Source organism: Tateyamaria sp. Alg231-49 (assembly GCF_900143535.1).
Lineage (GTDB): Bacteria > Pseudomonadota > Alphaproteobacteria > Rhodobacterales > Rhodobacteraceae > Tateyamaria.
The window spans coordinates 1-21,250 of sequence record NZ_FRFA01000022.1 but is presented as its reverse complement, the minus strand read 5'-3'; the positions used below and the strand labels follow the sequence as shown (position 1 = coordinate 21,250).

The following is a 21,250-nucleotide window of genomic DNA, read 5'->3' as shown; positions in this document are numbered from 1 at the left end:
TGGATGCCCTTGTGAACCTTTGATTTCCCCACAAAACTTAAATGATAAGGACACACCCACAATTGGACGATAGGATTTCGTTACGCATGTTCCAATTGAGATAATAAGTTCGAGGCAGCATTGCGCGTTTTCACTATCGCGCGTTCTGCGGCCTCAAGCAAATCTCTTGATGAACTCATTGAGCCACGCTTGAGACATTCTTCGATTTTAGAAAAATTACTGTGCAGCAGGTAGGCGCCCAGAGTGGCGCATGCACCAGATGTGTTGTGGACCCGCGAGATTACGGTGCCGTCGTTCAAATCTGACGGCGCGCACGATTTCAATTTGCCAACGATTAACGATGCCTCGTCAAACAGTTCGTTCAAGCTCCTGTTGGTAGCTCTTAGGCCTGTTGCTGAAACCAAAATTTGAAGCGGCGCCAGTTCCAGCACCGATTGTGTAGCTTCGTCATCGAAACATACCAAGCCGTCGCCGTTTTCAACGCCATTCAAGGTCGTCCGAAGCTCATCAATCGATACGGGTTTTGTAAAGATACCCTGCATTTTGGCGGCAAAGATCCTGTCTCGATCCTCTGGACTGGTGTGTGCGGTTTGGGCGATGATCTTTGTGCCCCGGTTTGGGCCATCATGGTCACGCAGTGATCGAGCGACTTCTGTGCCGTCCATACCTGGCATGCTGATATCCATAAGGATCAGGTCAAAGCGCTCTGCCATTGCCACTTCCAGAGCATCTGGCCCGTCATCGGCCGTAGAAACGCGGTGCCCCAGCCTTTGAAGCATCTCGATTAGTACAAGACGATTTATTTCGTTGTCGTCGACAACAAGAACATGCTTACGCTCGGCTATGTCGACTTGCTTGAGATAGTCATGCGGCAACAGGGAATTAACACTATCGCCACCGGCGAGTTGCATACAGTTTTCAACGATCGCAACTGGAATTTGCACACGGAATTCGCATCCCGCACCGACTTCACTGTTTAATGCTATCTGACCATCCAACGCGTCGACGGCCATCGCTACTATGCTCAGTCCCAGACCGGTACCTTCAGAATTGCGTCCATATGATGCGTCGAGCACCGTGAATGGTTCAAAGGCGCTTTCGATATCAGCCGTGCTGATCCCTGGACCGTTGTCCTTAACGACAATCTCCAGAATGCCGTTTGGATCAAAGCCCAACAGAACATCGATGTGGGTGCCTGGTGCAAATTTGACCGCATTCCCGACCAGATTTGCAGCGATTTTACGCAGCAACCCTGCGTCAGTCTCGACATTACGCGGCATACCAGACGCAAAGCTGACGGAAATTCCACTGCCGGAACGCTCGGCTTGTGCAGAGTTTTCTTGAACAATATCGCGCATCAATTCTGAAAGGTCGACACGCTCCTTTTCAAGTTTGACTTTGCTGCTGTCGAGCCTGCTGACCTCAAGTACGTTGTTGACGTGTTTGAGGAGTGTGTTGGACGAAGTGTTTACGAACCCTAGATACTTTTTTTGTAAGTCGGTCAAATCAGTCTGTTCAAGAAGGTCCACCGCTCCGACGACACCATTCAGTGGCGTACGCATTTCATGGCTAAGCACTGAAATGGCCTTGGACTTGCGCATGTTGGCTTCTTTTGCCGCTTCCAGAGAGCTTTCCAGCAGAGCCCTATTGTCTGACCAGCTGTCCAACAAACCATTGAACACACTTCGTAAAGATATCAATTCCCTTGGAGTTAGAGGGTTAAATTTGGGAACCCGTGCCGACAGGTTGCCGCCCCGAACTTCAACAACAACTTGCGAAAGGCTGTGAATGGGACGCGCAATCAAACCCGAAAGGATCCAGCTGGCCAAGGCGGCCAACAAGAATAACAAAAGCAAGATGTAAATAACGCTGGTTGCTTCGACACTTGCCGCATCCTCGAGTTCGGAAATCGGCTGAGGTACCATTGCTCCCCACCCTGTGGATGTAACTGAGGTGTATCCTGCAATCACGTCGGCCTTGAACGGCGGCGCGTAGAACTGCATTACTCCGGTTTGCCCGGATGTCATGCGTTGGACAACTTCAAGTCCGGATGCGTCTTTGGACGTTTCAACCCACTCTTTTTTCGGGTGCGCCATAACACGCCCTTCTTGGTCAACAATCATCGCGTGCCCGCGCTCGCCAAAGGTGATGTCAGCTTGCTGCGCAATCAGGAAACTTGTATCGATAGCTCCGACCAGGAACGTGCCTGTTGGAGACAAACGAGTGATGTAGATGACGGGCCCATCTGGCGACTGTTGGACCCCTGAAAAGGTCGCACTATCGCCAACTGCGGTTTGGCGAAGGTTGTCTAGAACTGGCTTAGGAGGAAGCGCAAACTCCCTAGCGTACAATAGTTCGCCCGTTTCATCGCCGGAATTGAACGCAGCCACCATTCGAAAACTGTAAGCTTCAAGGAGCTGATCCATAGACCCGCGCGCATACGCAAGGCCATGGTTTGCAACGACGAAATCAAATGTTGCTTCGAGGTCGGTCGCATAGCGTTGCAAGGTCGAAGCCAGGTTGTCGGCTATAACAAGGTGCGATTGCTCGACCTTGTTCAGCTCTCGCTGGTAAGCAAGGTCGTAACTATTTTGCATCAAGAGGATCAATGGTGTTGAAATGACAACCATCATGCCCAGAAAAATGTAAATACGAACTCTATTTATCGTGTTCCAGAATGGCGCAAGAAATCGTAGTCGATCAGACACATTAGCCTCCCCATAAGACGCCGAACATATAACGTCTAGGAACCGGTGTTTGGGGGGGGAATCGTATAAACCACCTATCCATTAGGATATCCCATCTATTCCATCGGAGCTGTGAGACCACTTCGAACCAGTCACTGACCTGACAGTGAGGAAACAGTACATCGCTTGAGATATCCTTCGATCGATGCCATAGAAAAGACTTACGAAGCACTCGCTAAAAATTCAGACTATCAGTCTTTTGCTAGCGAGATTGAAATCATCAACCGAACGACTGTTAAGTTTGCAGACTAACTGATGATTGGATCGCGCGGGTGATCGATCAAGCGAGTGTAGCCTAGGTTTTCAGGGTCATGCTTGCTCAAGAAATCGATCTGCTCTTGCAGTCAGTGCCGTGACTATATCGTCGGCAGCTATCTGGAGAGCTGCCGCTTGCAGGTAGGCTGGAAAGAGCGGGTGCGCTCTAGCGGAGGCGTTTTGGTTAGGGCTGTCGGACAGATCGCCTTCAAAGGTGTATTTGATGGCTGTCACGGCAATGTTGTCGGCTGCCATCAATGTGTCTACCCGGCGGAGGTGTTTCAGTTGTTCACTCATTTGGTTTTCTTTTAGGCCGCCAAATTCCAGGCTATTGCGCCCTTTTGCATTTGTTATGCTCCGGAATGGGACATTATTGGCTTAAGTGAAATGTCCAAAAAGGATAGAGGCCGGAAAAAATGGGTATTTGACCTATTCTTCCACATACATTCATCGCCCAAAATCTGAACGCTAGATAAGCGCCGGGTTCACCGGACGCTTACCATAGGCCTAACCATAGGGACGCTACTTAATTGGGGAAGATGTACAGCCGCCCTCTTCAGGCACAATCAGGAATTTATGACAGTGCCCAGACAGTTACATTCCCCTTGATCCCGCGGATTGTTTGGTCGGCAACCGGTTTGAAACCCTCCACATCTGCCCCCTGCTTTTGCGCCTCAGCAAAAGCCTCATCGCTGAGGATCAAGCGTTGGCGCAAAGGGCGAGTTAGTCCCTCCATCCGGCTGGCCACATTGACGGTGTTTCCGATCACCGCGAACTCTAGCCTATTGGAGCCTATATCACCGACAACCACCGGTCCAAAGTGCACACCAATGCCAGCGCGCAACTCCTCCTCCCCGGAGGCTCGGCGCTGCGCGTTCAAATCCTCAACTGCCTCAAGCATATCCGAGGCGCAGGCCAAGGCGCGAGCGACATCGTTCTTACCTGCAAGGGGGGTTCCAAAGGTCGCCATCAGCCCATCCCCCAGATACTTGTCAAGGGTCCCTTCATTGCGGAACACGCATGCCTCCATCCGCCCATGAAAGATGCGGAGCGTATTGATAACCTCGCGCGCGGATCTTTCTGCTGCAAAGCTGGTGAATCCTATCAGATCGATAAACAGAACCGCAGCATTCTGCTCCCTCACTGTCCCCAGCGCCTCATCGCGCTGCGACAGTTCATCCACCACATTTGGAGAGAAATAACGCGACAGGTTCGCACGTTCTCGTTCTAGTTCCGCATTACCGAGGATCAGGCGATAAAAACGCTGAACGGAGATGGCGAGTGTCGCTGAGACAATCAGAAATACAACGATTTCTTTAAAACGGATGTCAAACTGAACCGCGTTCGGATCGAGCAGGATATGGTAACCTTTCTCCGTTCCCAACGCCTCTGTCACGGTCTGGGTCAATTCGGGTTCATTATTGCCCCACACCCAAACGCAGATCGCCGCCGAAATCCACAAGATCGCTGTCCAAGTCCCCACTGTTACGATTGTTCGCCACGAGTACATCAACGTTGCACCAGCAAGAATGATGTAGAAAAAGATGAAGTTGTTAAAGCGAAAGAGCGTCGCATCGGGCCATTCAGAGGTGGTGAAGGGGTTTGGCAGTCCAACCCCAAGTGTCATGATCAACAGATCGAAAAAGAGCAAAAAAGGTTCCACCCGGTTTCGACCTATAGCGCCAAAGCGCCATTGCAGGTATCCATTCAAAGCCAGTAGGAGCAGCAGAAACTCGTGATACAGAACCTCAATTCTGGGATTGAGCAACGGCAGCATGACGGCCAACACGGCAAGCGCGATCCAACGGGCGCGCAGGGCTAAAACCAGCCCTTCACGCTTATGCTTAACCAACGCGGCCTCCGTAAATCGGTGCGTGGCAATGGCTGTCTCGCTGACGTGGTCAGTCGGGTCAGTTTTGCCAAAGCTGGGCAGTTGGTTTGTCTTGTTGGCCATGTGCGTCACGGATATTGCTGAATGCTTTCAAGGTAAAACAACAGACCCGCCAACTCACGAGGGGTCGGGGTAAGTATGCCGTCGATTTCGACTGGAACTAGATCCATCGCCATTTCGTCGCCAAATTGCGGCATAACGCGCGCGAGGTGGCTGTCGACTGGATCACCGTAGATATAAGCCAGCGCGCGCGCCTCAGGAAATGTGCCACCATTCTCTGCGCTGAGTTTCGTTAAGTCGGTAGGCACAACCGTCAGAGTGCCCGCGCTCGGGCCTGCTCCGCGCGCATCTGCTCCGTGACACGACGTGCAGTTTTGCGCAAAGAATGCTGCCCCATCAGACCGTGTCGGCATCGACTGTTCTTCACCCATCATGTCTGTGCAGGACGGGAGGGAAAGAGGTATTAGACCTACAAACAGAATCTTGAGTATCAACCTATGCATATTTGTGCCTGTCACTTTTGGATTTGAGATCGCTCAGAGTTTGTGTGCCAAGGAACGCGGCTTCTAGAGGGCCTTTGACCGAGTTGCGAACAAATCGAGCTTTAGCTGCAACTTCGCCTACCTGAGCACATGCACCGCGCAGGCGGCATGACGCACCACATGTGCCGCTGTGCTCCCTAGGAACAGATCCTGAAAACCAGGTCTGTGAGACTCGATAATGATCAAATCCACCCCATGCTCTTGCGCATAGTCCAAAATAGTTCGACCAGAATGCCCCTCTACAAGTTGCCCCGTCGCACCAGGCAAATGCGCAGCAATATCATCTATGGCTTGTTGTAGAGCTACTCGAAGTTCTTTTTGCAAATCCTCTGGTATATAAGACGTTGCATATGCAGGTATACTTTCAATCACATGCAGAAATGTGACCTGGGCATTTGTCGCTGCCAAAAGACCACCCAGCTCTATCGAATTTTTCTGGTCGTGTTCGTCATCAAACACGATAGGGATGAGAATATTTTGATACACGGTTTCGCCTCCTCCTAAAGCAACCAAAGTCTAGCATGATTTTGCCTGCTGAATAGCAGGATAACCTATCCAAAAGGATAGTGGACCTATCCCTAAGCTCGTTTGACGCAACTTAAGCGGTCACGCATGGTTTTTGTGTTGTAAGTGGGAGCTGTAGCTCCGGTATCCCAGTAATCATGACCAGCTAGATTGATTACTGGGTGCCTCCACACACAAACCCGACTGGGCAAGTAGGTGTTGCAATTTGCAACATCTCACGCCTGTGACCTATGCGCGGCCACGCGGCATTTGGTCGAGCAGAACCGGGCGGTTTTGCGCTTGGGGTGAATGCCTCGCCACAGGCCAGGAAACTAAGGCGCGCGCGCCTCAGCGGCAAATGGCGGTTTAGTCCGCAATGCAGTCATTCAGGCCGAGTGCAGCGAAAGACTGCTCTGAGCCCAAACTTCCCAAATGCTGCGCCTATGGCGCCAGCGCCGTCCAGACCGGGTTGATGGTCCAGTGTACGCAGTAGGCTTCATCCGCAACAAGGCTCGATAACCGCCCACTCATCATCGCTCAGATTAGATTTTGCAATGTGCACAGCCTTTTGGACGCAATGAATTAGTGGCACTCAATGGCTTCAAGCGCTCCGTAAACTGGGTTCAGAGCCTAATTTCGAAGCCTGACTGCAAGGATCTCTGGTTTGAAGAACTGGGTTCACTTTGGTCGGCCCGGGTAGCACTCGCGCGTATCTCCCTTCGAAAAAGTTGACGGCGTTTCGAGAATTGGACACACCTGAAGCCCGCCCTAACTTTCCAATCAGTCACGGTTTGAGTACACACCATTAAGAAAAAAACCAGCAACCTCGCGTGAAGACGCAGAAGCAAGTCGAGCGGCATATATGAACCACACTCAAGCGCAAGTTGGTCCTTTTGAAAGAACAGGGACGCCGGACGCTCTGTCTTCCGAGTATTTATTTGGGCCGGCATTTCTTGACGAAGTGGCTCAGGACTGGCGGCAAGCTTGGAAAACCGCGGCAGAGCTGGGTGTTCTGAGCGCTCTGATGCCTCCATCCTTAGGTGGAGGGGGTCAGAGTGTCAGCACATTTGTGCGGATGCTTGAAACCTTGGGTCATAACTGCCCGGACAATGGATTCACGATGGGTTTGGGCAGCCATGTCTGGACAGTACAACAACCACTTGTGGCATTCGGTACAGCGGAGCAGCAAGCCCGATACCTTCCCGACATGATGTCGGGTCGCACGATCGGCGCTTTTGCCATCACCGAGGAGAGTTCAGGGTCTGATGCGCTTTCCATGACGACCCACGCGACCAAGCAGGATGAAGGGTACATTCTGAATGGACAGAAGTGTTACATCGGTATGGCGCCGGTTTGCGACGTAGCCATCGTCTTTGCCTCAACGGCGCCGGAAAAAAAAGCTTGGGGCATCTCCGCCTTCCTCGTCGAGAGAGCTGATCCTGGTGTGTCAGCAAGTGAGGCGCAGGAGAAAATTGGCCTCAAAACACTTCCCATGGGGCAGTTTGAGATGAAAGACACATGGGTCCCGGAAGATCGTCGCCTTGGTCCTGAAGGAGCCGGAGCAAAGATCTTTCAAACAGTTCTTGAGTGGGAACGCGCCTTTATTCTGGCCCCGCATGTCGGCGCCATGGCGCGCCAACTCGATGATTGCTTGGATCACGCCCGCACCCGCCAATCTTTTGGCAAGCCGATAATAGAACATCAATCGGTAACCAATCGGTTGGCAGATATGGCCGTGAGGCTGGAGACCTCTCGCCTCATGCTTTTCCGTGCCGCACAAGCCTACGATGAAGGCCAGACCCTTAGCCAACTGGCGGCCATGTGCAATCTGCATATCGCGGAGGCTTTTTTGCAATCGAGTCTGGATGCGATGCGCACGATGGGGGCGCAGGGGTATTTGGTCGGCGCGCAAACGGGTGTCGATGTGAACGATTCACTTGGTGGAGTGATCTATTCCGGGACGTCCGACGTACAGAGGAATATAATCGCAAAACTTGCCGGACGGCGACGGGGGTAATCAATGGCATTCAAAAATACGCTCAAGGCAATACTCAGCTGCCACATCTGGTTGGTTACTGTCGTATGGGTAACGCTCGCTGGAGTTCCTGCGCAAGCGCACAGCATCAACCAAAGCTACGTCTATTTTGACGTGACCGATACCACATTGAGTGGACGTGTCGAAGTGCGGTTGGAAGAGTTGGCGAAGATCGTTCGCCCTGAAACGGGCACCGTACCGCTCACCCGCGACGAGGTAATCGCGAGCTACCCAACGCTCAAAACATATTTCGAAGAGCGAATGACGCTGTTTTGGGAAGAGCGGCGCTACGATGTAGCCTTTGACGGCGTTGACTTTCTGGACACCGAAGCTGGCACTTTTGCGCAGCTTGGGTTTGAGGTCTTAGACGTCGGCCTAACGCCGCTGACAATCGAAATGTCCTACGATGCCATGTTTGCAGAAGTGGATTCAGGCCACCGTGGATATGCTTTGATCGGGTCGAACACCCGGACTTCCATGGGTGAAAACGAGAGCTATATCTCACTTGCGTTTTTACCGGGTGACGGTCGGCAACAGTTATTTTTGAACGACGAGCCGACCCTGCAAGTGGCGTTGACCTTTCTGGAACATGGCGTCTGGCATATTTGGCTCGGCTTTGACCATGTCCTTTTTCTAATCGCGCTTCTAATTCCTGCTGTGATGTTTGTGGATCAAGGTCGTTGGTCGCCCGCTGGCGGTTTACGTCAAAGCTTGATGACTACGGTCAAGATCGTCACCGTGTTCACTCTGGCCCACACGGTGACGCTGAGCTTGGCGACCTTCAATATTTTGACCTTGCCTGTGGTGTTGGTCGAAGCCGTGATTGCCATTTCCATAGCGATCGTGGCCTTTGGCACTCTATTTCCGCGCTTTCACACTCAATCTTGGATAATCGTCTTTGCCTTCGGTCTTTTCCACGGCTTCGGTTTTGCAAATGTGCTGGAACCCTTAGGGCTCGACCCCGCTCGTAAAGCGGTAGGCTTAGCCGCCTTTAACATCGGTGTGGAACTCGGCCAGTTGGCAATCGTACTTGCGGTATTCCCGATCCTTTTTGCCCTGCGCCACTACCGCGCGTATCAGTTTGTCAGCTTACAGGCGGGCTCGGTCGCTCTGATCGCCGTGGCGCTTTTCTGGTTTGTTGAACGCACTCAGCATCTCTTTGTGCCAGCAACCCTCGTCGTCTCTGGGGGCTGAAAGTGACGGTAGATTTTCTGGACAGCCCTGTCGCCAATTGGTCCGCCCGCAAGCCCAACAACACGGCTGTGAGGTTTCAAAGTGCCGACTACAGCTTCGCAGCTCTGGACCGCGCAGCAAATAGCGTTGCCGGTCACTTGGTGGCCAAGGGCGTTGTACCGGGCGATCGCGTGGCGATCTATGCGGCGAAATCCTTCCATACGATCGCGGCTGTTTTGGGTGTGCTGCGTGTGGGGGCCGCTTATGTGCCGATCGATCCGGCTGCTCCTGAAGAGCGAATATTTACGATTCTGTCCGATTGCTCTCCGAAATTGGTGCTCACAGAGCCTGCGCGAACGCGACGATTGCCCGAGTATTGGTCGCACAGCCTGCTGAACGACGCAGTCGATGCCCAACCGATCTCAAAGCCCGCTATCCGGACACCCGATGATTTAGCCTATATACTCTACACCTCGGGCTCTACCGGAACGCCGAAGGGAATTTGCCACACGCATAGGAGCGGCATGGCTTACGCCCAGATGTCCGCGAAACTTTGCGCGCTTGGACCCGAGGATCGCGTCACGCATCTGACGCCCTTACATTTCGATATGTCAATCTTTGACATCTTCGCTACGCTTGGGGCGGGTGCGACTGTTGTTGTGATACCTGAAGCCCACGCCAAACTGCCCGCAAGTCTGACAATGTTGGTTTCGGAGGAGCAGGTCACTGTCTGGTATTCGGTTCCCTTCGCGATCGCGCAGATCTTGGACCGAGGGGCCCTAGAGACGCGGGACATGTCAAGTTTGCGACTAGTGATGTTTGCTGGCGAGACAATTCCGCCGAAGATTCTGGGCAGGGTGTCGAAGGTCTTGCCAAAGGCTCAGCTCTTCAACGCCTACGGTCCGACCGAGACCAATCATTGCACCACGGCGCAACTGAGACCTGATCAAATCGACGGTGTCAGCGCCGTACCTATAGGTCAGGCGGACGATGGGGTCGTGGCTCGGGTCAGTAAGAGCGGCGAGTTGCTCATTGCCTCGGACCAGGTCATGACCGGCTATTGGAACGATCCTGTGAGAACCAATGCGGCGTTTGAAACACTGACCCATTCGGGACAATCTCGGAGGTTCTATCGCACCGGCGATCTCGTTACCTGTGCGGTGGACGGCACTTTCTCTTTGATCGGGCGTGCTGACCGACAGGTGAAACTGCGGGGCCACCGCGTGGAATTGGATGAGGTGGAATTGGTGTTGTCATACCACCCGTTGGTTCGAGAGGCGGCTGTGGTCCTTACCGCTGACGGTCACAGCCTGCATGCATTTATCTCGGGCGACATCAACTCCGTGAATTCAAGTGATCTTGCCATGCATGTTGCTGCTTGGCTTCCCACTTACTGCGTGCCGGCTGAGTTCACATGTCTCACTGCGTTGGCGCGCACTTCTACGGGCAAAATAGACCGCAATGCGATGGTGGAGAGAAACGTTGACAGAAACGCTGCATGACCAAACTGTGGCCTCTTTGCGAAGCTACGTAAACAAAACGCTGTTGTTGGGCCAAGAAATAGCTGACGACGAGGAACTGCTGGTAAGCGGCCTATTGGACTCCCTTGCTGTTATGTCGTTGGTCACCTTCATCGAAGAAACGTTCAACGTCACTGTCCCATTCACTGACGTAGTTGTGGAAAACTTTGAATCCGTTCAGGCCATTGGTCAATACATTTCGGGCCGCGTATCGCTGGCTGCGGCAGAGGCCTGAAATGGAAGGCGCGCTGATTTCGCAGGCCACGCCCCTGACCCCCAGCCAGGAACTTTTTTGGCGCGGAGCCCAAGCGTCTCCAGGTGACGCCAGCTATTCGATGGTCTGGCGCTTCGACTTGTACCAAGACATTGAGCCTGCGCGCTTTGGCACGGCGATTGCTCAAGTGGTGAATGAATCGGAGGCTCTGTCATCGATCTTCGAAGACGGGTCAGATGGTGTTGTCCAGCGCGTTGGCAGTCATGATTTCCGTCTAGACGATTTCGTTGATCTCAGCGGTTTTTCTGACCCTGAAACCATGTTGCAATCCGGTCTGAACGAGTGGATACAGCTCCCCTTTGATCTTAGCCAGACGACTTATCGAGCGCGGTTGGTTAAGATGGGCACCGACCATTGGGTTTGGCTGTCTGCCCAACATCACATCGCCTGTGACGCTCAATCCGGCGCGCTTTTTTTTCACGTGGTCTCTGAGCGATATGCCAAGCCCGACACGCTGCTGTCATCGGCGCCTAGCTACTTTGACGCCGCGAGAAGGATTGCGGCTGCCGTTTCGCCTTCAGATCGAGCAGCAGCAAGGACAACACCGCAATCGCCGCCGTACGGAGGCCCCTCCAAGCGCCACACAGGCTCTTCGCGCGCCCAACTTGACATTGCTCCTGAAGACCTTTCTGCGTTCTGGGCTTTGGGAGACACCCCCGCCTTTCGGCTCTTTACGCCAGATCTCACAAGATTGGCTTTGATCCTGACGGCTTACGCTGCATTCGTCCACCGGGTGAGCGGTGACGACCGTGCAGTTATCGCGCTGCCCGTTCACAATCGTTTAACACCCCAAGACCGGGCGACGATCGGGCTTTTCGTGGAAGTTCTACCTTGGGCAATCGACGTCCAAGGCTCGGACAGTTTCTCAAAACTCTTTGAGCGGGTGAAAGATGGTCTGGGAGGTTTTTTGAAAGCTGCAAAACCAGGCGCCGTTGCCGCGGTGGAAGCCGGCACCCCAGCCTGTGTTCTAAACTTCCTCCACGCGAAGTTTGACGACTTCGCACAAGCGCCTTCAACTGCGCAGTGGCTTCATTCGGGTTCACATGACGCCCACCATCCGATCCGCTTGCACGTTATGGATTTTGATGGCGCGGGCGCTCAGTTAGCACTTGATGTGCACGATGACTTGCTGGAGGGGCGCTCGGCACAGGATGTGGCGGGACATCTGTCTCGAGTGATCAAAGCGATGGCACAGGATACCAGTCAACCCATCGACACCGTTGCTTTGTCCAGCTCTGCAGAGATCACGCGCATCGCACAGCTAACGCAAGGCGCGCCAGCACAGTATGGCGACGATGTACCGGTTCTCGAGCAAATCGCAACACAGGTCGCCCGGACGCCACAAGCCATCGCCCTAAGACAGGGGGACATCCAAGTCACCTATGGTGATCTGTGGCACCGGGCGGGTGGGATCGCGGCGCAAGTGAGCACGGCTGATCTGCCGCCGGGGCCCATTGCGATCCACATGGCCCGGTCCATTGAGTTGATGGTGTCCATTCTCGGCGTGATGCGCGCAGGACGTACATTTGTGCCAATTGCGGCCAACACGGCAGAGGCCCGCCTTAAGACGATCCTTGACGCCGCGGGTGTTGTGGCGGGACTGGGCGATCAAACAACGGCTCGTCGGTTTACCCAAGCAGGCGTCCTGTCTCTGCCGCACCCCCAGACTGGTGCCGACCACCAAGACCCCGAACTTTCGCCGATCGCCTATGTACTCTTCACCTCGGGCTCAACCGGAATCCCGAAAGGGGTCGAGGTTACCCAACGCGGACTGGCGGGCTACATCTCTTGGGCGACGCGGACCTTCAGCAAATCGGGCCTTGAGAATTACGCGCTTTTCTCTTCGCTCTCATTCGATCTGACAATTACCTCGATCTTTACGCCGCTGACCTACGGGGGTAGCGTGGTTATCTACCTCGAGACCAGTGAGAATGATCAGGCCGTATTGGAGGTGTTTGAGGAAGACGCTGTCGATGTGGTCAAGTTGACGCCCTCACATTTAGCTTTGGTTTGCGCCGTCGGACGGCCGGTTTCACGGATCAAAACTCTGGTTTTAGGAGGCGAAAACCTTGCCGCCAGCCTATGCCAGAGGGCCCGCAAGGTGCTGGGCTCAGACATCGAATTCCTAAACGAATACGGCCCGACCGAAGCGGTCGTCGGCGCCATGGTGCATAGATTTGACCCGGCGCGGGATACAGGCGCTTCGGTGCCTATTGGCAGACCGGCAGATGGTGTAACCCTTACACTGCGTGATGCGGGGTTGGTTCCCGTGCCGCCGGGCGTTAAGGGCGAGATTTGCATCGCAGGCCGCTTGGCAGCTGGATATTTAGGTCAGCCTGATCTGACAGCAGAAAAGTTTGTGACCACACCCGACGGCGAACGTATCTATCGCACGGGCGACCTGGGACGTCTGCGAATGGATGGGGTCTTTGAATATTTGGGGCGTGACGATCAGCAGTTGAAAATCAACGGTGTGCGCATTGAGAAAGCCGAGATCGAAAACGCCTTGATGTCGGTTCCGGGTGTGCAGACCGCGCATGTCGCGCTGCCGCTCCAACATACCAAGGTGAACCAAAGCGGCCACCAGAACTGCGTCCAATGCGGGTTGCCGTCCAACTATCCGAACGTCACTTTCGACAGCACTGGCCTGTGCCAAATTTGCGCGGACTTCGATAGTTACAAGGACCGGGCCGCGGCCTATTTTAGAACGGAACCAGAGCTGGAGGCAAAAGTGGTTGACGCGGCGGCCAAATCGCGCGGCGCCTATGATGCTGTGATGCTTCTGAGCGGCGGCAAGGACAGTACCTATGCTGCCTACCGGTTGGGCGCTCTAACCAACCGCGTCTTGGCGGTGACATTGGACAACGGCTTCATCGCAGAGGTCGCGAAAGCCAACATCGCTCGGGTCGCACGGGACCTCGGTTGGGATCATCGCTTTCTAACGACAGACAAGATGAACCAAATCTTTGTAGACAGCCTGAACACGCATGCAAATGTCTGCCAAGGATGCTTCAAAGCGATCTACACGCTGGCCATTCGCACAGCCCGCGCCGAGGGTGCGCCTATCGTAATCACGGGCCTTTCCAGAGGCCAGTTTTTTGAGACCCGCCTCACGCCCGAGCTTTTCCAAAACGCCGCTCCAACCTGCTCGCAATTGGAGGATATGGTGGACCGGGCCCGCCGTCGTTATCACGCTGAAAATGACGCCGTCGCACGGCTCTTGGAAACCGAAGATTTGGCAGATGGCAAGTTTCTTGAAGATGTCGAGATTGTTGATCTCTATCGCTATATCGACGTGCCCGTGGCGGAGATTTATCGTTTCCTCAAAGAACGCGGCACGTGGCGCAGACCTGACGACACAGGGCGGTCGACAAATTGTTTGATCAATGATGCGGGTATCCACGAACACAAACGACGCCATGGTTTCCACAACTACGCGCTACCGTATAGTTGGGACGTGCGGATGGGACACAAAACCCGCGCTGAAGCAATGGATGAATTAGCAGACGAAATCGAAAGTGATAGCGTCGCGGCAATCATGGGGCGGATCGGATACACCGCTGCTGACCAAAACGTAGGCGACGCCAAAATCGTTGCCTACGCCGTATCCGACCAAGAATTGAGTGAACAGTCGCTTATGGACGCTCTGCGCGCGCGTTTGCCACGCGAGGCCGTTCCAGCGCGTATCGTTGTGGTCAACGATCTCGCGCTGACGTCCAACGGGAAAGTAGATACAGCGCGCTTGCCAGCACCGTCAGCCCACGCAACACAGAGCGGAGTGACACAGGCGCCAGATGAACCTCCGTCGACGCCAACGGAACAGAAACTGGCGCAGATCATCCAACAGATCTGCGGACTTAGCGACATCGGACGCCACACGGACTTTTTCGACCTTGGGATCGACTCCTTGGCTTCTGTTCAAATTGCGATGCGGGCCAACGAGCTTGGGCTCGCCCTACCAACCACAGCCGTTTTCGAGGCCCGTACGCTTGCGGCACTGGCACAAATCGCCGAGATAGGTGATAGCTCTGCTGCGCAATCCTCAGCTTTTGCCGAAACTGACCATGCGGGTCCAACTGATATCCTTGCGCCCGAAGATCTCGACATCGATGACGAAGATCTCGCGGGGCTTGCGCAGGCGCTCTCCTGATGGCTGCTCTGCCCGAGGGTGTGGACGCAGTTTTACCGCTGATGCCAGCACAAGCGGGCATGCTATTTCACGTCCTGGAAAACCCTGAGGTTCATGGTGGTTATGTGGCCGTCGTTTCTTGCGAACTTCGAGGGGCCTTGGACGTGGTTCGGCTGAAAAGCGCTATGCAAGACGAAGTGCAAGCGCGTGACGCGTTTCGCGCCGCATTTGTCTGGGAAGGTGTGAAGCGCCCGCTGCAAGCTATACGATCGGACATCGCCTTGCCTTGGGCTGATTTGGATTGGTCGCATAAATCCGTCGAGCAATGCGAAGACAACTTGTCCGCTCTTGTCGCGGCCGAGCAGGCCAGATGCTTTGAACTAAGCCAAGCACCTTTGATGGCAGTCCATTTGATCCATCGTGCCGAGCGGCACCACACGCTTGTTTGGACGGTCCACCACTTAATCAGCGACGGGTGGTCCACATCCGTTGTACTCAACGAGGTTGCGCGCCGATACAAACAGGCCTCTCTCTCGGCTGCTTCGATTGAGTACACCCCGACGCCAACGGCAAGCTTGAGCCAGGTTTCCGCATGGCGCCGTCGTACGGAACGCGCGAAGACAGACAAAGCGTACTGGACCCAACACCTTGCCGGGCTAGAAGCTGGTTGCCAGCTTGACATTGTGCCGCCCGCACAGCCGCGCACGGGTCAAGACAGAATTGAGAGGTGGTTGGGCTCTGACACGTTTATTGCCGTCTCGGGACTGGCGCGCGAACTTAAAGTCACGGCAAATACTGTGCTCGCCGGTGCCTGGGCGTTGGTCATTCGGCATTTGACGCAGAGAAACGATGTGATCTTTGGACAGACGTGGTCGGGTCGTCCTCCGGAAGTGCCAGGTATAGGGCAAGCCGCCGGAGCATTTATCAACACACTGCCGGTGCGCCAAAAAATCGATCCCAATCAGGATATTGCCAGTTTTTTGAGAGGCTTACAGGCGATACAACTAGCGCACGCCCCGCATGATCTTGCGGCGTTATCTGACATCCAGGCTCTATCTCCCCTCCCACACGATACCCGCCTTTTCGACACGCTTTTTGTCAACCATGCCCCTGGCCCGAGCAAAATGTCGTGGGGCGACATCTCCGTCACCGATCTTAAGTCGGTGCAATCGTCGAATTACACATTGGCCCTGTTGGTGGCACCGGAGTCGGATCTGAAGAGCGAACTTTATTATGATGCGGCCAAAATACCTTGCAATACGGCTGAGGAGATACTTGATCGGTTTTCCGCACTCTTGCGCAACATGATTGCGGACCCGACTGTGCCCGTTGCCGAGATTGTCAGGCGTGCGCTGCCCGCCAGGCAACCCGCGCCGACGCCCAGGTTTTCGGACATTTTGACACGCTTTCTGCTGGCGGTAGAGCAAAACCCAAACGCACCAGCGGTATCGGATGCCAAAACGACGTTGAGCTACAGCGCACTCTTTGATCGGGCCATACATATCGCGGATCAACTCAGGCACGCGGGTGTCGACCGCACACAGATTATCCCGGTCGCGGTGGAGCGTGGCGTGGACGCGTTGGCGGCCTATTTGGGCGTTTGGTTGGCCGGCGCGGCCTATGTCCCATTAGATCTGAGCTATCCCAAGGGTCGTCTGGTGCAAATCTTCGAGACGATCTCGCCTGATTTCGTAATCACAGACAGCGCGTCATGCGGTCAGTTGCCGGGTCACCAAGCCCGCGAAGTCATCGTAGATCAGTTCAATGAGCTCACAGAAAATGAGACCTACGGGCCGCCCAGTACGCCGTCTCAAAATGCTCCCAGGAAACCAAAGGCAACACCTAACGCTGAAGACCCGGCCTATGTAATTTTCACATCAGGCTCCCAAGGGCGCCCAAAAGGGGTCGTGATCTCCCACGGCGCCTTGGCGCATTCAACGGGCGCGCGAGATCTGGTGTACAGCAATCGGCCGACCGCCTATTTGATGATGTCGTCGCTGGCCTTCGACAGTTCGGTGCCGGGTCTGTATTGGCCATTGGCCACCGGAGGGCATGTGGTTATTGCCCCAAATCGAGCCGAACAATTGCCGCGTTCACTTGGTGAACTGATTGAACGGCATCAGGTAAGCCATTTGCTATGCCTGCCTACCTTGGCCGAAGCCCTGATAGATACCATCCAGCCTGGTGCTCTCGCGAGTTTAAAAGTCTTGATCCCAGCCGGAGAGCCCATGTCTTCGCGCCTGAGCGCCATGATACGTGGGACATTACCGGGTACGCGCGTTATCAACGAGTACGGCCCCACGGAGGCAACGGTTTGGGCGACATCCTATGACGCCACGGACCATATAGACGGCCCCGTTCCCATCGGTCGGTCGGTACCAGGATTATGGGTCGGCGTTTGCGATCCGGACGGGGCGCCACTGCCGACAGGGGTGAGCGGCGAAATCATGATTTCAGGACCTATGCTGGCGATGGGTTACTTGGGCTCAGCAGACAAAACCGATGGAGCCTTCCCGCGCCTCGGCACCGATGGCGCACGTCTGTACAAAACCGGTGACCTCGGCAGCGTCGACCAAGAGGGTATCCTACACTACCATGGGCGCTCCGATCGGCAGGTCAAGATCCGGGGACACCGTGTCGAACTCTCAGAAGTCGAAGAGGCGGCGCGCCTTGTGTTGGGCGATCGCGCAAGCGTGGCTTTGGCAGTAGAGGGTGTTTTATGGCTATGCATTGAAGACCCGTCTGCGTCGTCGCGCACCCCAAACGATCAGGTTTCAAAAGACCTGGACACCCCGCTGAAGCGCAATTTAACCCAGTATCTACCCTCTGCGTTCGTCCCTTCGCGCGTCTTGAGACTGGCTGAGTTTCCGGATTTGCCAAACGGGAAGGTAGACCACACCGCCCTTGCGCGCCAAATCGCAACGCAGCCAGCAGTTCGTGGCGATGTTGGTCCGAGCCGCAAAGACCGAGCCGGAGCGCACTCGGAACTGAATGCGAGCGACACGAAACCACCGCGAGGCACTGATCTTGAAGAACAGATCGCCGCACTTTTTTCCCAAGTTATTGGCACAGTAGATCTAAACTTAGATGCGAATTTCTTCGAAGCCGGTGGAGATAGCCTATCGACAATTGCGCTCTACTCAAGAGCGCGGGCAGACGGATTGGCGATTGCCCCGACCGACATTTTCGATCACCCAACCCCGCGGTCTCTTGCGCACCATATGTTGGAAAAAAGTGGCCGCCCAATTGAGCACAGCGGTCAAGAAAATCTTTGGTTGGCCAATAGCACAGGCAAAAAAGACCCCGTCCTTATTTTGCACGGCAGCACGCAACTTTTTTTTCAGCTCGCCCGCGCCTTGGGACGCGATCATCCGATTGGCGTACAGTTTTCGCATTACTTGCCCGGAGAAAAAGTCCCGCTCAATCAAACCATAGAAGACCTTGCGACACGTACAGTCGCTGACTTGCGCCGTTTGCGTCCCAATGGACCTTATGTGCTTTGCGCATACTCAGCCGGAGTCCCAGTCGCACTGGAAACCGCGCGACTGCTGGGTGATCAAATCACTCAGATTTTCCTGATTGATCCGCCATACAACGTGATTGGCTCCGACACCGATCTCGCGGCTAGCCCCATCCGTTCGCGCTGGACCCGACGCGTGAGACGCAAGCTGTTCTGGCGGTTAATACGCCACGGCGCGCGCGTCGCCGCCCTGAAGACGGTTGCCCCGGTCTTTCCACGTTCTGAATCCCGTCGCCGCAGATTGGTTCGATCAGCATATGTTTTTGCCCTATGCCGCTATCGGATGGCACGGCACGACGGCCCGGCACATGTTTTTGTGACACCAAACAATCCTGCTCTTTCGGAACATGCAGCAATGCAAACCCATCTGACGAACAAAACGGTCGAACACTTGGAGACAAAGCATGCCAACGTCATCACCAAGCCAGAGAGTATTTTGACGGTCACAACCCAGATAGCGCGGCGGATTCGCAAACAGTAAGCCGCGCAGCTTTTTTGGGCCGTTCCCGGTGACAATTGACCGGGAAATCGCCTGACCGGTTAACCGGTGTCACACTTCTAAAAGGACCACATCATCGCCAAGATTTTGATCACTTGCACAGGGTTATTCTCGAATCTGTCATCGTCAATCGCTTTAGCGGAAGCATTGCGCAAAGTTGGTCACGATGTAACGTTTGCGGCGCCTGAAAATTGCAAAGCAGAGATCACGTCTGCGACGTTTCCCTGCCACACAATCTCACAGCCCTTATTAAGCGCGCGCGGCAAATACCTGCCACGCGAGGGCTTCTGGCGCACCTCGGCGCGATCCGCCGAACGCGCTCGCGCCTCCGCCCAGAAAATTGCAGCAGACGGAATATCGGAGGTGCTGCAAAGTCTGCACCCTGATCTGGTTTTGGCGGACTGCGAACACCATTCCGCAATCCTACAAAGCCTTGCTTCAGGTCACCGTTTGGCGCTTTTGAGTTTTATGTATTTCACACCACCGAGTGCACAAGCGCCCCCTCTGACGTCTAGTCAGGTTCCTGGCGTGGGTGTGAGTGGATCTCCATTGGCCGTGCGGTATTCCTGGGCATCTCTGAGACGGCGCAAAACCCGTAAGTTACGCAGGGCAAAGCGCAAACACTGGGGCGCCGATATGGCCACCGCCCACCGCTTTCTGGCTCAACTGCTGGGCGTAGATCTATCTAGGATCACCTCGCAGGATGCATTTCAGATGCCGTGGAGCTACACTTTACTGACTCTTCTACTGGTGGCGCCGTCGGCCGATTTTCCTACGATCCAAGCGCCTCACCAAAAATTTCTCGGTCCGATGATCCGAAACCGTCATGGGGGCTCCGTGATCAGTGTTGCAAACACCCAAACAGGATCGCCTAGTGCCCGTTCCGACACCGCCGACCCTCGACTGGCTGCTTTTTTTAATGCTGCGAACGCGGGGCCTAGGATTTATGCAGTCTTCGGGTCAAGGATGCAGCCTCCATTGCGCTTTGTTCGAAGACTGCGCGAAGTCGCCGAGCGCAATCCGACCTGGCAGATTTTGATTGCCAACAAGGGATTAGACCAGCCAACAGTATCCGCCAAAATTGGCGTGCTACCCGCCAACCTTTCCTTCGTAGAATGGGCACCACAACTGGATGTGCTAGTGCGGGCTGATTGCGCGATCTTTCATGGTGGTGCAGGTACGTTTGGAGAGTGCTTGCTAACCAGAACGCCGATGATGATCTACCCAAATAACTTGGACGGTCCCGGCAACGCAGCTCGAGCGACTTTTCATAAGCTTGGGCGCATGGGGTCTTATCGCGACGGCGCGTCAAAGATAGAGACGGACATAAGGACACTGTTGCAAAACACCGAAATTGCGGATGCGCTGGCGCGACATCACAAGGCAACATTCGGCGCTATACCATCTAATTTGTCTCACGCCTCGTTCCTCGTCGATCCGATGCAAGACGCCTACACAAGTGCACTTCCAACGCCCGAGAATTTGATACCTACAATAGCGGGCCTATTGAATGACACTCCCGCGCCTTCCTAGTCCGTCCAAGCAGCAGCGAATGTACGGTATCGGTGCGGGCCAAATTGATATCGTTCAACGGCTGCTTCGGTGACATGTGCTGCGTCGCAAGAAGATGTGTGCGGCGATGGCGAAGACATGCGGCAAAATCGAAGGTATAGAATCCAAGGTCGGAAAAGTCCGCGTCTGGATGGTCGGACTGAGCAGCAGCGAAAGCCCGGCATCGGATCGGGAGTAATCGGTGTATTTCAACGACCGATCTGGCGACATGCGCTGTAGCGCAGCAAAAAATGTACCGCACGCGCGAAACGATGCTGCGTCAGCGAAGGCTCAAAATCGAATGACGGTTTTGTCCGCAGTGCCGACCTTCAGGCAGAGTGCAGCGAATGGCCGCTTCGAGTATCCGTCTTGGTCAAGCGTGGTTTTGAACCCACTCTCGATCTGCTTTGACCAATGTGTTGGCGAGCTCAATGAGTTTCCGCATGATTGCTGTGAGAGCGACCTTTTGCGGTTTTCCCTGTTTGATCATTCTCTGGTATTTTTTGCACATATCGGGGTTGTGTTTTACAGCGACGAGAGCAGGCATGTAGAGCGCGTCGCGCAACTGCTTTCGGCCCCCTTGAATGCTGGCTTTGCCACGCCACTTTCC

The 21,250-nt window shown here is 54.6% G+C and carries 13 protein-coding genes; 7 read left to right on the top strand and 6 right to left on the bottom strand.

Annotated features, from left to right (window positions below; genetic code table 11):
• Positions 1 to 80: 80 nt before the first annotated feature.
• From DHN60_RS20300 to DHN60_RS20280, 5 genes are all read right to left on the bottom strand, one after another.
• Positions 81 to 2,633, bottom strand: coding sequence for a response regulator (locus tag DHN60_RS20300; RefSeq protein ID WP_108839140.1), 2,553 nt, complete (start codon positions 2,631 to 2,633; stop codon positions 81 to 83).
• Between the two features lie 423 nt (positions 2,634 to 3,056).
• Entirely contained in the window at positions 3,057 to 3,299 is a 243-nt protein-coding gene (locus DHN60_RS20295) for a hypothetical protein (RefSeq protein ID WP_108839139.1), read from the bottom strand.
• 277 nt (positions 3,300 to 3,576) lie between these two features.
• Positions 3,577 to 4,956: an adenylate/guanylate cyclase domain-containing protein gene (locus DHN60_RS20290; RefSeq protein ID WP_108839138.1), complete on the bottom strand. Its 1,380-nt coding sequence runs from the start codon at positions 4,954 to 4,956 to the stop codon at positions 3,577 to 3,579.
• Between the two features lie 5 nt (positions 4,957 to 4,961).
• Positions 4,962 to 5,327, bottom strand: coding sequence for a cytochrome c (locus DHN60_RS20285; protein ID WP_234423729.1), 366 nt, complete (start codon positions 5,325 to 5,327; stop codon positions 4,962 to 4,964).
• A 186-nt stretch (positions 5,328 to 5,513) separates the two neighbouring features.
• Positions 5,514 to 5,921, bottom strand: coding sequence for a universal stress protein (locus tag DHN60_RS20280; RefSeq protein ID WP_108839137.1), 408 nt, complete (start codon positions 5,919 to 5,921; stop codon positions 5,514 to 5,516).
• Positions 5,922 to 6,801: 880 nt separating this feature from the next.
• Between DHN60_RS20280 and DHN60_RS20275 the strand changes: the two genes are divergently transcribed.
• The 7 genes from DHN60_RS20275 to DHN60_RS20245 all read left to right on the top strand — a co-directional run bounded on the left by DHN60_RS20275 (position 6,802) and on the right by DHN60_RS20245 (position 20,622).
• Positions 6,802 to 7,956 carry an acyl-CoA dehydrogenase family protein gene (locus tag DHN60_RS20275; RefSeq protein WP_108839136.1) on the top strand — a complete coding sequence of 385 codons (1,155 nt, stop codon included), beginning with the start codon at positions 6,802 to 6,804 and terminating at the stop codon, positions 7,954 to 7,956.
• Between the two features lie 3 nt (positions 7,957 to 7,959).
• Entirely contained in the window at positions 7,960 to 9,168 is a 1,209-nt protein-coding gene (locus tag DHN60_RS20270; protein WP_108839135.1) for a HupE/UreJ family protein, read from the top strand.
• A 2-nt stretch (positions 9,169 to 9,170) separates the two neighbouring features.
• A complete protein-coding gene (locus tag DHN60_RS20265; RefSeq protein WP_159089314.1) occupies positions 9,171 to 10,649 on the top strand; it encodes an amino acid adenylation domain-containing protein in 1,479 nt (492 codons plus the stop codon).
• Between the two features lie 16 nt (positions 10,650 to 10,665).
• Entirely contained in the window at positions 10,666 to 10,902 is a 237-nt protein-coding gene (locus DHN60_RS20260; RefSeq protein WP_159089313.1) for an acyl carrier protein, read from the top strand.
• Position 10,903: 1 nt separating this feature from the next.
• Complete coding sequence (locus DHN60_RS20255; protein ID WP_108839132.1) at positions 10,904 to 15,091, top strand: non-ribosomal peptide synthetase; 4,188 nt, start codon at positions 10,904 to 10,906, stop codon at positions 15,089 to 15,091.
• Positions 15,091 to 19,071 carry a non-ribosomal peptide synthetase gene (locus tag DHN60_RS20250; protein WP_108839131.1) on the top strand — a complete coding sequence of 1,327 codons (3,981 nt, stop codon included), beginning with the start codon at positions 15,091 to 15,093 and terminating at the stop codon, positions 19,069 to 19,071. Before DHN60_RS20255 ends, DHN60_RS20250 begins: the two co-directional genes overlap by 1 nt.
• Positions 19,072 to 19,725: 654 nt before the next feature.
• Positions 19,726 to 20,622 (top strand): glycosyltransferase, encoded by an 897-nt coding sequence (locus DHN60_RS20245; RefSeq protein WP_108839130.1) that lies wholly within the window; start codon positions 19,726 to 19,728, stop codon positions 20,620 to 20,622.
• 391 nt (positions 20,623 to 21,013) lie between these two features.
• Here the strand turns inward: DHN60_RS20245 and DHN60_RS20240 are convergent, their stop codons facing one another.
• Positions 21,014 to 21,205 (bottom strand): hypothetical protein, encoded by a 192-nt coding sequence (locus DHN60_RS20240; protein WP_234423734.1) that lies wholly within the window; start codon positions 21,203 to 21,205, stop codon positions 21,014 to 21,016.
• Between the last annotated feature and the right edge of the window lie 45 nt (positions 21,206 to 21,250).

Bases quoted from the DNA above. Each gene is read 5' to 3' on its own strand.
- DHN60_RS20300 (WP_108839140.1), bottom strand. From the start codon at position 2,633: ATGATGGTTGTCATTTCAACACCATTGATCCTCTTGATGCAAAATAGT.
- DHN60_RS20295 (WP_108839139.1), bottom strand. From the start codon at position 3,299: ATGAGTGAACAACTGAAACACCTCCGCCGGGTAGACACATTGATGGCA.
- DHN60_RS20290 (WP_108839138.1), bottom strand. From the start codon at position 4,956: ATGGCCAACAAGACAAACCAACTGCCCAGCTTTGGCAAAACTGACCCG.
- DHN60_RS20285 (WP_234423729.1), bottom strand. From the start codon at position 5,327: ATGATGGGTGAAGAACAGTCGATGCCGACACGGTCTGATGGGGCAGCA.
- DHN60_RS20275 (WP_108839136.1), top strand. From the start codon at position 6,802: ATGAACCACACTCAAGCGCAAGTTGGTCCTTTTGAAAGAACAGGGACG.
- DHN60_RS20270 (WP_108839135.1), top strand. From the start codon at position 7,960: ATGGCATTCAAAAATACGCTCAAGGCAATACTCAGCTGCCACATCTGG.
- DHN60_RS20255 (WP_108839132.1), top strand. From the start codon at position 10,904: ATGGAAGGCGCGCTGATTTCGCAGGCCACGCCCCTGACCCCCAGCCAG.
- DHN60_RS20250 (WP_108839131.1), top strand. From the start codon at position 15,091: ATGGCTGCTCTGCCCGAGGGTGTGGACGCAGTTTTACCGCTGATGCCA.
- DHN60_RS20245 (WP_108839130.1), top strand. From the start codon at position 19,726: ATGGCCACCGCCCACCGCTTTCTGGCTCAACTGCTGGGCGTAGATCTA.